The following is an 11,839-nucleotide window of genomic DNA, read 5'->3' on the forward strand; positions in this document are numbered from 1 at the left end:
GGGCGGTCATGACATCCGTCCTCGTCTGCGACGACTCCCCGCTTGCCCGAGAAGCGCTCCGCCGCGCGGTTGCGACCGTGCCCGGCGTCGAGCGTGTGACGACGGCGGCCAACGGCGAGGAAGTCCTCCGCCGCTGGGGGGCCGATCGTTCGGATCTGATTCTGATGGACGTACGCATGCCCGGTCTGGGGGGTGTGGAGACGGTCCGGCGGCTGCTCTCCGCCGACCCCGGCGCCCGGATCATCATGCTGACCGTCGCGGAGGACCTGGACGGTGTCGCGCTCGCGGTCGCCGCCGGTGCCCGCGGATATCTGCACAAGGACGCCTCCCGCGCGGAGCTGCGCGCGACCGTCACCCAGGCGCTGGCCGACCCGACGTGGCGGCTCGCCCCGCGCCGGCTGCGGTCTGCCGAGATGGGTGCGGCGCCGACGCTCACCGCACGGGAGATCCAGGTGCTCGAAGGCATGAGCCACGGCCGCTCCAACGCGGAGATCGGGCGCGAGCTCTTCCTCTCGGAGGACACCGTGAAGACGCACGCCAGGCGTCTGTTCAAGAAGCTCGGGGCCTCGGACCGGGCGCACGCCGTCGCGCTCGGCTTCCGCTGGGGCCTGGTCCGCTGAGGCCGCCGCGCGGCCGGTAGCCGTGCGATCCCGTCCGCACGCCGGCGGACGGGGCGGCGGTGGCGGCGGACCTGCGGCCGGGCCCTCCCCACCAGCGGTATGTGACGCTTCCCGGCCGATGCCGCATCCTTGAGTGTGGAGCCCCCGCGGGGGACATTCGGTCGAGCGGAAGGGGAGGGCGCAGGACATGACATCCGGCGCACCCGCTCAGAACGCTGGAGCACCCGCTCGCAGCGCCGACGGCGTACGGACCGACGCGCGGGCCGCCCGTGCGGAGGTGCCGGCCGGAGGTGTCGAACCGTCCGCCGGAGGGGCCTCGGAGGCCGACGCCGGAGGCATTCCGCCGCACCACCCGGATAACGCTTCGGTGCACAACTCGGGACGCGGTGCATCGGACCGGACGGTGTCGAGGCACCATGGTCCGATGCGCGAGGACGGGACGACGGTGATCGGTGCTCTGGTGCACCGTGCCGTCGACGGCGACGCGCAGGCCACCCACGACCTGCTGGCCCACGTGCACCCCCTCGCGCTGCGCTACTGCAGGTCCCGGCTCAACAGGCTTCCCGGTGATGCCCGTCACTTCGTGGAGGACCTCGCGCAGGAGGTCTGCGTGGCGGTCCTGATGGCGTTGCCGCGGTACAAGGACACCGGAAGACCCTTCGAGGCCTTCGTCTTCGCCATCGCGGGACACAAGGTCGCCGACCTCCAGCGCGCCGCGATGCGGCACCCGGGATCGACGGCCGTGCCCTCCGACGAGATGCCCGAGCGGCCCGACGACTCGCTGGGACCCGAGGAACGCGCCCTGCTCAGCAGCGATGCGGCCTGGGCCAAGAAGCTGCTCGCCAACCTTCCGGAGAACCAGCGGGAGCTGCTGGTCCTCCGCGTCGCGGTCGGACTGACCGCCGAGGAGACCGGACAGATGCTCGGGATGTCCCCCGGCGCGGTCCGTGTCGCGCAGCACCGTGCGCTGAGCAGGCTGCGCGCACTCGCGGGCCAGTAGGGCACGGTTCCGGCGCATCCCCTTCCGCTTGTGGGAAGCCACAGAAACCCGGTGTGATCTTGCTCGTGGAATGAGACACCCCGCGAGGCCGTTAGCATGGACATCCGCACCGATCAAGGCCATTTGGGGAAGGTGTCATGACTGCAAACGTCGACGGAGTGCCCGAGAAATTCGCGACGCTCGGGCTGACATACGACGACGTGCTGCTGCTGCCCGGCGCGTCCGACATGGCGCCCGATCAGATCGATACCGCCTCGTACATCTCGAAGAACGTGCGGGTGAACATCCCGCTGCTCTCGGCGGCGATGGACAAGGTCACCGAGGCGCGCATGGCCATCGCCATGGCCCGGCAGGGCGGCGCCGGTGTCCTGCACCGCAATCTCTCCATCGCCGACCAGGCGAACCAGGTCGACCTGGTGAAGCGTTCCGAGTCCGGGATGGTCACCGACCCGATCACGGTGCACCCGGACGCGACCCTGCGCGAGGCGGACGAGCTCTGCGCGAAGTTCCGCATCAGCGGCGTGCCCGTGACCGACGCGGCGGGCAAGCTGCTCGGCATCGTCACCAACCGCGACATGGCCTTCGAGTCGGACCGCTCCCGCCAGGTGCGCGAGGTCATGACGCCGATGCCGCTCGTCACCGGCACGGTGGGCATCTCCGGCGTCGACGCCATGGAGCTGCTGCGCCGCCACAAGATCGAGAAGCTCCCGCTCGTCGACGACGCCGGGATCCTCAAGGGCCTCATCACCGTCAAGGACTTCGTCAAGGCGGAGAAGTACCCGAACGCCGCCAAGGACAAGGGCGGCCGGCTGATCGTCGGCGCGGCCGTCGGTGTCGCGGGTGACGCCTTCGAGCGCGCCCAGGCGCTGGTCGAGGCGGGTGTCGACTTCATCGTCGTCGACACCGCCCACGGCCACTCCCGCCTTGTCGGCGACATGGTCGCCAAGATCAAGTCGAACGCCTCCGGAGTCGACGTCATCGGCGGCAACATCGCCACCCGTGACGGCGCCCAGGCGCTCATCGACGCCGGTGTCGACGGCATCAAGGTCGGCGTCGGCCCCGGTTCCATCTGCACCACGCGTGTGGTCGCCGGCATCGGCGTCCCGCAGGTCACCGCGATCTACGAGGCGTCGCTCGCGGCGAAGGCGGCCGGCGTCCCGGTCATCGGCGACGGCGGCCTGCAGTACTCCGGTGACATCGCCAAGGCCCTCGTGGCCGGCGCGGACACCGTGATGCTCGGCTCGCTGCTCGCGGGCTGCGAGGAGTCCCCGGGCGAGCTGCTCTTCATCAACGGCAAGCAGTTCAAGTCCTACCGCGGCATGGGCTCGCTCGCCGCCATGCAGACCCGTGGCGACCAGCGCTCCTACTCCAAGGACCGCTACTTCCAGGAGGGTGTCGCCTCCGACGAGAAGCTGGTGCCCGAGGGCATCGAGGGCCAGGTGCCCTACCGCGGCCCGCTCTCCGCGGTGGTCCACCAGCTCACCGGCGGCCTCCGCCAGTCGATGTTCTACGTCGGCGGCAGGACCGTCCCGGAGCTCCAGGACAACGGCCGCTTCGTCCGGATCACCTCGGCCGGGCTCAAGGAGAGCCACCCGCACGACATCCAGATGACGGTGGAAGCGCCGAACTACAGCAGGAAGTAAGGCATCAGCGCAGGTGAGGGGCGGACCGGGGTTCCCGGGACCGCCCCTCACGTGTGTGTCGGGGATACTGGTCAGCGCAGACGTAGAGGAAAGGCCACATCATCGTGACTGAGATCGAGATCGGGCGCGGCAAGCGCGGTCGGCGCGCATACGCGTTCGACGACATCGCCGTAGTGCCGAGCAGGCGCACCCGTGACCCGAAGGAGGTCTCGATCGCCTGGCAGATCGACGCCTACCGTTTCGAGCTGCCCTTCCTGGCCGCGCCCATGGACTCGGTGGTCTCCCCGCAGACCGCCATCCGCATCGGTGAGCTGGGCGGCCTCGGTGTCCTCAACCTGGAAGGGCTGTGGACCCGGCACGAGGACCCGCAGGCCCTCCTCGACGAGATCGCGGAGATGCCGGTCGAGACCGCCACGCCGCGGCTCCAGGAGATCTACTCCGCCCCCATCCGGGAGGAGCTGATCGGCCGGCGCATCAAGGAGGTGCGCGACTCCGGTGTCGTCACCGCCGCCGCGCTCTCGCCGCAGCGCACCGCCCAGTTCTCGAAGGCCGTCGTCGACGCGGGTGTGGACATCTTCGTCATCCGCGGCACGACGGTCTCCGCCGAGCATGTCTCGGGTGCCGCCGAGCCGCTCAACCTGAAGCAGTTCATCTACGAGCTGGACGTCCCCGTCATCGTCGGCGGCTGCGCCACCTACACGGCGGCCCTGCACCTCATGCGGACCGGCGCGGCCGGTGTCCTGGTCGGCTTCGGCGGCGGCGCCGCGCACACCACGCGCAACGTCTTCGGCATCCAGGTCCCGATGGCGACCGCGGTCGCCGACGTCGCCGGCGCACGCCGTGACTACATGGACGAGTCCGGCGGCCGGTACGTGCACGTCATCGCGGACGGTGGCGTCGGCTGGTCGGGCGACCTTCCGAAGGCCATCGCCTGTGGTGCGGACGCCGTGATGATGGGCTCCCCGCTGGCCCGTGCGACGGACGCGCCGGGGCGCGGCCGCCACTGGGGCATGGAGGCCGTCCACGAGGACGTCCCGCGCGGCAAGCTGGTCGACCTGGGCTCCGTGGGCACCACGGAGGAGGTCCTCACCGGCCCCTCGCACAACCCCGACGGCTCGATGAACATCTTCGGCGCCCTGCGCCGGGCGATGGCGACCACGGGCTACAGCGACCTCAAGGAGTTCCAGCGGGTCGAGGTGACGGTGGCGGACTCGCAGCACCGCCGCTGACCTTCCTTACGCAGGACGGCCCGGACCACTTCCACGGTCCGGGCCGTCCTGCGTGTGCGAGCCGTCAGCCGGCTTTGCGCGCCCCGGCGAAGGCGCCGACGGGGCCCAGGGCGAGGAAGACGTACGTCATGAAGTCGGACGTCGTCCTCCAGGCGCTGAAGAGGTCGCCGAAGTGGTCGAAGAACACCTCGGAGAAGCCGATCCCCTGCCGGTCCGCGACGATCACCGCCATGCCGACGAGCTGCCCCAGGAGGACGGCACCCACGGAGACGACGGCGGCGCCGATGCCGATGACGGGGAGCGGCCCGCCCACCTTGCTCGCGGCGAAGCCGATCAGGAAGCCGACGCCGACCGCCGCGTAGCCGACCTCGCGCTCGATGGAACCGGCGATCACGCCGTAGAGGACCGCCGCGACGACCGCCGCGCCGAGGGCGACCAGCAGTCCGAGGCCCGCGTTGCCGCGCGCCGGGGCCTGCGGCGGGACGGGGGCGTACGGGATGCCGCCCTGGCCCGCGAACGGGTTGCCCGAAGGGGTGCCGGGCTGCTGTCCGGCGAAGGGATTGCCCGTGGGCGCCGGCCGGTCCGCGTACGGGTTCCCGCTGACGGGCTGTCCGCCGGGCGGCTGCGGCGGCTGGTTGGGCGGTACGGGCTGGGTCATGGTGGTGCTCCCCCTGGGGCAATGCGCACGGCTGTGCGAGAAGTGACGCCGCAGGCTAGCAGCCGCCACCGACACGGCCCATGGGATTACCGAGGGACCCGGAGGGCTACAGCCGGTGCGCCGCTCCGGCGGGGGTCGCCCCCCGGGTGTCCAGGAGGAGCTGGGCCTTCACCGCGAGGCCCTGGAGGTCATAGGTGCGGTGGTGCTGGAGAAGGACCGTCAGGTCCGCCCCGGCGGCGGCCTCGTAGAGCGAGTCGGCCCGTGCCACGGGTAGGTCGCGCACGCGCCAGTCCAGGACGTGCGGGTCGTGGTAACCGATCTGCGCGCCCATGTCCATCAGCCGGGTCGCGATCTCGCGGGCGGGCGAGGCCTCCTGGTCGGCGAGGTCGGGCTTGTAGGTGACGCCCAGCAGCAGGACCCTGGCGCCCCGTACGGACTTGCCGTGCTCGTTGAGCAGGGTCGCGCAGCGCTGGATCACATAGCCGGGCATCCGGTCGTTGATCTCCTTGGCCAGCGAGACCATGCGCAACGGGTGCCCCGGCGTGCGGCTGTCGTACGGGAAGTGGCCGGGGTCGACCGGCGCGCCGTGGCCGCCGACGCCGGGCCCGGGGCGGAACGGCTGGAAGCCGAACGGCTTCGTCTCGGCACACCTGATGACGTCCCAGAGGTCGACGCCCAGGTCGTGGCAGAGCACCGCCATCTCGTTGACGAGGGCGATGTTGACGTGCCGGAAGTTCGTTTCGAGGACCTTGGTCATCTCCGCCTCGCGCGGTCCCCTGGCCCGTACGACCTTGTCGGTGAGCCGTCCGTAGAAGGCGGCCGCCGACTCGGTGCACGCGGGGGTGAGGCCGCCGATGACCTTCGGGGTGTGGGCGTACACGTGGGTGCGGCTGCCCGGGTCGAGACGGCCGGGGGAGTGCGCGAGGTGGAAGTCGCGCCCGGCACGCAGCCCGGAGCCCTCCTCCAGGAGCGGACGGACGACGTTCTCCGTGGTGCCCGGTGGCACCGCCGACTCCACCAGGACGGTCGTGTGGGGCCGCAGCCGGGCCGCGAGCGCGCGGGCCGCGTCGGTGACGGCGCTGAGGTCGAGCATGCGGTCCGGCCCGAGCGGCGTGGGGGCGCAGATCGCGGCGGTGCGGACGCGGCCCAGCTCGGCCGGGTCCGCGGTGGGCCGGAAGCCGCCCGCGACCATCCTGCGGATGTCCGAGGCGCTGAGGGATCCCTCGACCGGCGTACGGCCGGCCGAGAGTTCGGTGAAGGGCCTGGGGTCCGTGTCGTAGCCGACGGTGTGGATCCCGACGCCGACGGCCGCCTGGGCGAGGGGCAGGCCGAGATGGCCGAGTCCGATGACAGCGAGGTCTGCGGGCATGGGGAGAGCCGTCCTTTCCCTAAGACCAAGAGGCGGGGAGTGCAACTGCTGGGGACAGCGCTATGTCAGACTAGGCTTAAATATGACCTATATGTCGCATTCCGTGGGTCGCGTGAGCCGGGTGTTGTCCACAGGCGGTGGCTGAAGTCGCGGACCGCGGACAGAATCGAAGGGTGGGCACGGGCGCCCGGCCCCCCGGCCGGACCCGCTCTCCGTGCCGTGGCACCCCGATCCACCGGGAATACCGGGAGGCAGCAGTGAGGACAGCGACACTGGGACCCGCGGAGCGCACCGAGGCGCTGGCCGCGATGGCCGAGCGCGAACTGGACGTGCTGGTCGTGGGAGCGGGCGTGGTCGGCGCCGGAACCGCATTGGACGCGGCCACGAGAGGGCTTTCGACCGGTCTGGTCGAGGGGCGCGACTGGGCCTCCGGCACGTCCAGCAAGTCGAGCAAGCTGATCCACGGCGGGCTGCGCTATCTGGAGATGCTCGACTTCGCACTGGTCCGCGAGGCGCTCAAGGAGCGAGGGCTGCTGCTGGGGCGGCTCGCGCCGCACCTCGTGAAGCCCGTGCCCTTTCTCTACCCGTTGCAGCACAAGGGCTGGGAGCGGCTGTACGCCGGTTCGGGCGTCGCCCTGTACGACGCGATGTCGGTGTCCTCCGGCCATGGGCGGGGACTGCCCGTGCACAGGCACCTCACGCGCCGCCACGCGCTGCGGGTCGCTCCGGCCCTGCGCAAGGACGCCCTGGTCGGAGCCCTCCAGTACTACGACGCCCAGATGGACGACGCCCGTTTCGTCGCGACCCTGGTGCGCACGGCCGCGAGCTACGGCGCGCGCGTGGCGAACGGCGCGCGGGTGACCGCCTTCCTCAAGGAGGGCGAGCGGGTCGTGGGCGCGCGCGTGGAGGACGTCGAGGGCGGCGGCGAGTACGAGATCCGGGCCAAGCAGGTGGTCAACGCCACCGGTGTGTGGACCGACGACACCCAGGCCCTCATCGGGGAGCGCGGGCAGTTCCACGTCCGGGCGTCGAAGGGCGTCCACCTCGTGGTCCCCAAGGACCGCATCCACTCCACGACCGGTCTCATCCTGCGGACCGAGAAGTCCGTGCTCTTCGTGATTCCCTGGGGTCGGCACTGGATCATCGGCACCACGGACACCGACTGGAACCTCGACAAGTCGCATCCGGCCGCCTCCAGCGCGGACATCGACTACGTCCTCGAACACGTCAACTCCGTGCTGAACACCCCGCTCGGCAGGGATGACGTCGAAGGGGTCTACGCAGGGCTGCGGCCGCTGCTGGCCGGTGAGTCGGACGCCACGAGCAAGCTGTCCCGTGAGCACACGGTCGCGCATCCGGCACCGGGCATCGTCGTCGTGGCGGGCGGCAAGTACACGACGTACCGGGTGATGGCCAAGGACGCCGTCGACGAGGCCGTGCACGGGCTGGACCAGCGGGTCGCGGACTGCGTCACGGAGAACATCCCGCTGCTGGGCGCCGAGGGCTACCAGGCCCTGTGGAACTCGCGCGCCAGGCTCGCGGCCCGGACGGGACTGCACGTGGTCCGGGTGGAGCACCTGCTGAACCGCTACGGCTCCATGACCGAGGAGCTCCTGGAGCTCGTCGCGGTGGACCCCACGCTCGGCGAACCGCTGACCGGCGCCGACGACTACCTCCGGGCCGAGATCGTCTACGCCGCCTCGCACGAGGGCGCCCGGCACCTCGACGACGTCCTGACCCGGCGCACCCGGATCTCCATCGAGACGTTCGACCGGGGCACCAGGTCGGCCCGTGAGTGCGCCGACCTGATGGCCCCCGTCCTGGGCTGGGACACGGCCCAGGTCGAACGCGAGGTGGAGCACTACACCAAGCGCGTGGAGGCCGAGAGGGAGTCGCAGCGGCAGCCCGACGACCTGACGGCGGACGCCGCGCGGCTGGGAGCACCCGACATCTCGCCCCTCTAGGGGGCGGGCGGACGGCGACGGCGGGAGCGCCGCGCCCGGAGGCTCAGGTGGGCCTCCGGGCGCAGAACTCCGCTTCCAGGAGTGCCGTTTCCAGCCGTCGGCCGCCCGGGAAGTCCGTGTTGACCCGGAAGGTGAAGACGTGCCGCCCGTCGCGGGTCGCGGCGGCCCGGACGCGACTCCCCGTGATGCGTCCGCCGTGACCCCAGACGGTCGTGCCGCAGGAGAGTTCCTGCGGGTGGATCCCCATGCCGTAAGCGCCGCCCGCGGTCCGGGTGTCGAGCAGCGCGGACTGCTGGGCGGGCGGCAGCAGCCGTCCGCCCAGCAGCGCCGCGTAGAAGCGGTCGAGGTCGTCCAGAGTGGAGACGATCTCCCCCGCGGCCCCGGCGATGCGCGGGTCGATGGACGTGACGTCGCGCAGCGTCCCGTCCCCCGAGCGGTGGTAGGCGCGCGCGTGGGGGAGGGGCAGGGTGCTGCGGGCGCCGGGCAGGGACGTGCCGGTCAGCCCGAGCGGGACGATGACGCGCCGCCTGATCTCGGTGCCGTACGCGTGTCCGGTGACGCGCTCGACGATCATGCCGAGAAGGACGTAGTTGGTGCTGGAGTAGGCGTACGACCCGCGTGCGGCGGCCGGAGGGTGGGCGACCGCGATGCGGACGGCGGCGGCGGGGCTCAGGGACTGGGCGGACGGGCCGGCGGCACCCGTGAGGGCGGGGTCGGTGACGGGCAGGGCCGCCATGTAGTCGTAGAGGCCGCTGGTGTGGGTGAGCAGGGCGCGCAGGGTGATGAGGGCGCCGGAGTTCCCGTGGCCGTGGACGACGCCCGGCAGGTGGTCCTCGACGCTGTCGTCCAGCCCGAGTTCGCCCTCCGCGGCGAGTTGGAGGACGACCGTCGCGACGAAGGACTTCGTGATGCTGCCCGCCCGGAAGCGGTCGGCGGCATGGATCCCGGTCCCCGCGGAGTCGTAGAGACCGCCGTGTCCACGGGGGTTGCGACGTGCCAGAAAGGCGGCCGCCGGGGCGCGGCCCTCGACGACGAGCCGGGGGAGGTAGGACGATGCGGGCGTGAGGTGTGGTTCGCTGGGCAGGCTGGTGGATCCCAGTGCGAGCAAGCACAACACCAGTGGGGCGACGAGCAGCGCCCTGGAAATCGGCATGGCGGGGGGTTCCCTCCTCCGGCCACATCATGGCCCACCCCGGACCCGGCACCATGACCGGTCCCGGGGTGAGGGACAATGGACGCTCTGCCAGGGCGGGTTGATCGCAGAGGGGACGCATGTCGGAGGCGGAGCAGGCACAGGAGCCCCAACGGGACAAGGACGGGCGCCTCCTCGCGGGGCGCTACCGGCTCGGGGATGTGCTCGGCCGGGGTGGCATGGGCACGGTCTGGCGTGCTGCGGACGAGACGTTGGGGCGCACGGTCGCGGTCAAGGAACTGCGGTTTCCGTCCTCGATCGACGAGGACGAGAAGCGCCGTCTGATCACGCGCACCCTGCGTGAGGCCAAGGCGATCGCGAGGATCCGCAACACCAGCGCGGTGACGGTCTACGACGTCGTCGACGAGGACGACCGGCCGTGGATCGTCATGGAACTCATCGAGGGCAAGTCCCTCGCCGAGGTGATCCGGGAGGACGGGACGCTCACCCCGAGGCGGGCCGCGGAGGTCGGCCTGGCCATCCTCGACGTGCTGCGCTCCGCGCACCGCGAGGGCATCCTGCACCGGGACGTGAAGCCGTCGAACGTGCTGATCTCCGAGGACGGCCGGGTCGTCCTGACCGACTTCGGTATCGCGCAGGTCGAGGGCGACCCCTCCGTCACGTCGACGGGCATGCTCGTCGGCGCGCCCTCCTACATCTCCCCCGAGCGCGCCCGGGGGCACAAGCCGGGCCCGCCCGCCGACATGTGGTCGCTGGGCGGACTGCTGTACGCGAGCGTCGAGGGCCGCCCGCCGTACGACAAGGGTTCGGCGATCGCCACCCTGACGGCCGTGATGACCGAACCGGTCGAGAAGCCGGAGCACGCGGGCCCGCTGGAGGAGGTCATCTACGGCCTGCTGGCCAGGGACCCCGACCAGCGGCTGGACGACGCGGGTGCACGCGTCCTGCTGAACGCGGTGATCAACGCCCCCGAGACTCCGGTGACGCCCCCGGCCGAGCGCACCCAGGTCATGGCGCTGCCGATGACCGGTGACACCAAGGGCGGCAGGAGCGGCGACAAGCGGGACAAGGGCGCGGCCGGGAGCGGCGCCGGGAGGCCCGCGGCCGCCGCGGCCGCAGGTGGCGTGTCCGCCGCCGGGGCGGCCGCGGCGGGGCGGCCTTCCGGCGCGGCCGCCGCTGGCGAGCCCGCGACCGCGGAGAGCAACCGGGACCGGCTGCGCGGCGCGCTGAAGGCCGTGCGCAACGCGAAGTCCCCGGCGGCCTCGCGCGCCTCCGGCGCCACGGTGGCCTCGGCGTCAGTCGGCGGTCCCGCCGGACGGCCCGGCCAGGCCCGTGCGTCCCTCACCGACGTCGTGCCGCGCCGCACACTGGCGATCATTGCCGGGGTCGTCGTGCTGGCCGTCCTGGGTACGGTCCTCGCGCTCACCCTCGGAGGCGGTGACGGTGAAGGCGACGGGGCGAAGGGCGGCAGCTCCGCGTCGGCCGGCGCCGCGGGCGCCGGCGGCACCGAGCCCGCGGGCGGCGGCTCGGGCAAGGACGACGCCACCGAGGACGGCGGCAAGGACGGTCAGGGGGAGGACAAGGGGCAGGCGTCCGGGAACCCCTCGCCCTCCCAGGAGACCGGCGACCCGGCCCCGGATCCCGACGCGCTGCCCGCCGGGTTCAAGAAGGTCACCAACAAGAAGTTCCACTTCTCCATGGCGATGCCCGAGGACTTCGGGTTCGACGCCATAGCGGGACGGAACTCGGGTGCGATCTACAACGCCGGCGGCGGTTTCCCGCGCGTCCAGGTCGACTACAACTCCTCGCCCGGGAGCGACGCGGCGGCGGCCTGGGCCGGAGCGGTCGCGAGCGCCAAGAGCCTCAGCAACGGCTACCAGCACATCGGGATAAAGAAGGTCGAGTACAACGGCTACCCGACCGTCGCCGACTGGGAGTTCACCCGCGTCCAGCAGGGGATGCGGGTCAGGGTGCTCAACCGTGGCTTCAAGGCGGACGCCACCCACGGCTTCTCGATCATGATCAGCTGCAAGGCGTCCGAGTGGGACGGCAAGGAGTGCAAGGCGCTGCGCGACACGGCGTTCGCCACCTTCGAGCCCACCGACTGACCCGGGCGGGCCATGACGGAGCGGCCGGGTTGCGGTGACCCGGCCGCACAGCCGTGACTTGCCACGTATGGTGAGATACCGAGGACCGTACGCAG

General features: G+C 71.8%; 9 protein-coding genes. 6 read left to right on the forward strand and 3 right to left on the reverse strand.

Annotation, left to right across the window (positions count from 1 at the left end; translation table 11 throughout):
- Window positions 1-8 precede the first annotated feature (8 nt).
- From ACFYY2_RS06220 to ACFYY2_RS06235, 4 genes are all read left to right on the forward strand, one after another.
- Complete coding sequence (locus ACFYY2_RS06220) at window positions 9-620, forward strand: response regulator transcription factor (RefSeq protein WP_003948568.1); 612 nt, start codon at window positions 9-11, stop codon at window positions 618-620.
- 424 nt (window positions 621-1,044) lie between these two features.
- Window positions 1,045-1,620, forward strand: a complete 576-nt coding sequence (locus tag ACFYY2_RS06225; protein ID WP_030123887.1) for a sigma-70 family RNA polymerase sigma factor — start codon at window positions 1,045-1,047, stop codon at window positions 1,618-1,620.
- Between the two features lie 137 nt (window positions 1,621-1,757).
- Window positions 1,758-3,263: an IMP dehydrogenase gene (gene guaB / locus ACFYY2_RS06230; RefSeq protein WP_388737613.1), complete on the forward strand. Its 1,506-nt coding sequence runs from the start codon at window positions 1,758-1,760 to the stop codon at window positions 3,261-3,263.
- Between the two features lie 104 nt (window positions 3,264-3,367).
- The gene (locus ACFYY2_RS06235) at window positions 3,368-4,492 is read left to right on the forward strand and encodes a GuaB3 family IMP dehydrogenase-related protein (protein ID WP_388737616.1); all 1,125 of its coding nucleotides are present in this window, start codon (window positions 3,368-3,370) and stop codon (window positions 4,490-4,492) included.
- Between the two features lie 64 nt (window positions 4,493-4,556).
- Here the strand turns inward: ACFYY2_RS06235 and ACFYY2_RS06240 are convergent, their stop codons facing one another.
- Both ACFYY2_RS06240 and ACFYY2_RS06245 read right to left on the reverse strand, forming a co-directional pair.
- Window positions 4,557-5,150 carry a hypothetical protein gene (locus ACFYY2_RS06240; RefSeq protein WP_388737618.1) on the reverse strand — a complete coding sequence of 198 codons (594 nt, stop codon included), beginning with the start codon at window positions 5,148-5,150 and terminating at the stop codon, window positions 4,557-4,559.
- 106 nt (window positions 5,151-5,256) lie between these two features.
- The gene (locus ACFYY2_RS06245) at window positions 5,257-6,519 is read right to left on the reverse strand and encodes a nucleotide sugar dehydrogenase (protein ID WP_388737620.1); all 1,263 of its coding nucleotides are present in this window, start codon (window positions 6,517-6,519) and stop codon (window positions 5,257-5,259) included.
- 257 nt (window positions 6,520-6,776) lie between these two features.
- Between ACFYY2_RS06245 and ACFYY2_RS06250 the strand changes: the two genes are divergently transcribed.
- Complete coding sequence (locus tag ACFYY2_RS06250; protein ID WP_388737622.1) at window positions 6,777-8,483, forward strand: glycerol-3-phosphate dehydrogenase/oxidase; 1,707 nt, start codon at window positions 6,777-6,779, stop codon at window positions 8,481-8,483.
- A 43-nt stretch (window positions 8,484-8,526) separates the two neighbouring features.
- On the opposite strand, the gene ACFYY2_RS06255 is transcribed toward ACFYY2_RS06250, so the two are convergent.
- Entirely contained in the window at window positions 8,527-9,636 is a 1,110-nt protein-coding gene (locus tag ACFYY2_RS06255) for a serine hydrolase domain-containing protein (protein WP_388737625.1), read from the reverse strand.
- A 119-nt stretch (window positions 9,637-9,755) separates the two neighbouring features.
- Here ACFYY2_RS06255 and ACFYY2_RS06260 point away from each other — a divergent pair, with 119 nt between their 5' ends.
- On the forward strand, window positions 9,756-11,744 hold the full coding sequence (locus ACFYY2_RS06260; RefSeq protein WP_388737628.1) for a serine/threonine-protein kinase: 1,989 nt from the start codon (window positions 9,756-9,758) through the stop codon (window positions 11,742-11,744).
- The last annotated feature ends 95 nt before the right edge of the window (window positions 11,745-11,839 follow it).

The sequence above is a fragment of the Streptomyces sp. NPDC001822 genome, from assembly GCF_042892135.1.
Lineage (GTDB): Bacteria > Actinomycetota > Actinomycetes > Streptomycetales > Streptomycetaceae > Streptomyces.

Bases quoted from the DNA above. Each gene is read 5' to 3' on its own strand.
- ACFYY2_RS06220 (WP_003948568.1), top strand. From the start codon at position 9: ATGACATCCGTCCTCGTCTGCGACGACTCCCCGCTTGCCCGAGAAGCG.
- ACFYY2_RS06225 (WP_030123887.1), top strand. From the start codon at position 1,045: ATGCGCGAGGACGGGACGACGGTGATCGGTGCTCTGGTGCACCGTGCC.
- guaB (WP_388737613.1), top strand. From the start codon at position 1,758: ATGACTGCAAACGTCGACGGAGTGCCCGAGAAATTCGCGACGCTCGGG.
- ACFYY2_RS06240 (WP_388737618.1), bottom strand. From the start codon at position 5,150: ATGACCCAGCCCGTACCGCCCAACCAGCCGCCGCAGCCGCCCGGCGGA.
- ACFYY2_RS06245 (WP_388737620.1), bottom strand. From the start codon at position 6,519: ATGCCCGCAGACCTCGCTGTCATCGGACTCGGCCATCTCGGCCTGCCC.
- ACFYY2_RS06255 (WP_388737625.1), bottom strand. From the start codon at position 9,636: ATGCCGATTTCCAGGGCGCTGCTCGTCGCCCCACTGGTGTTGTGCTTG.
- ACFYY2_RS06260 (WP_388737628.1), top strand. From the start codon at position 9,756: ATGTCGGAGGCGGAGCAGGCACAGGAGCCCCAACGGGACAAGGACGGG.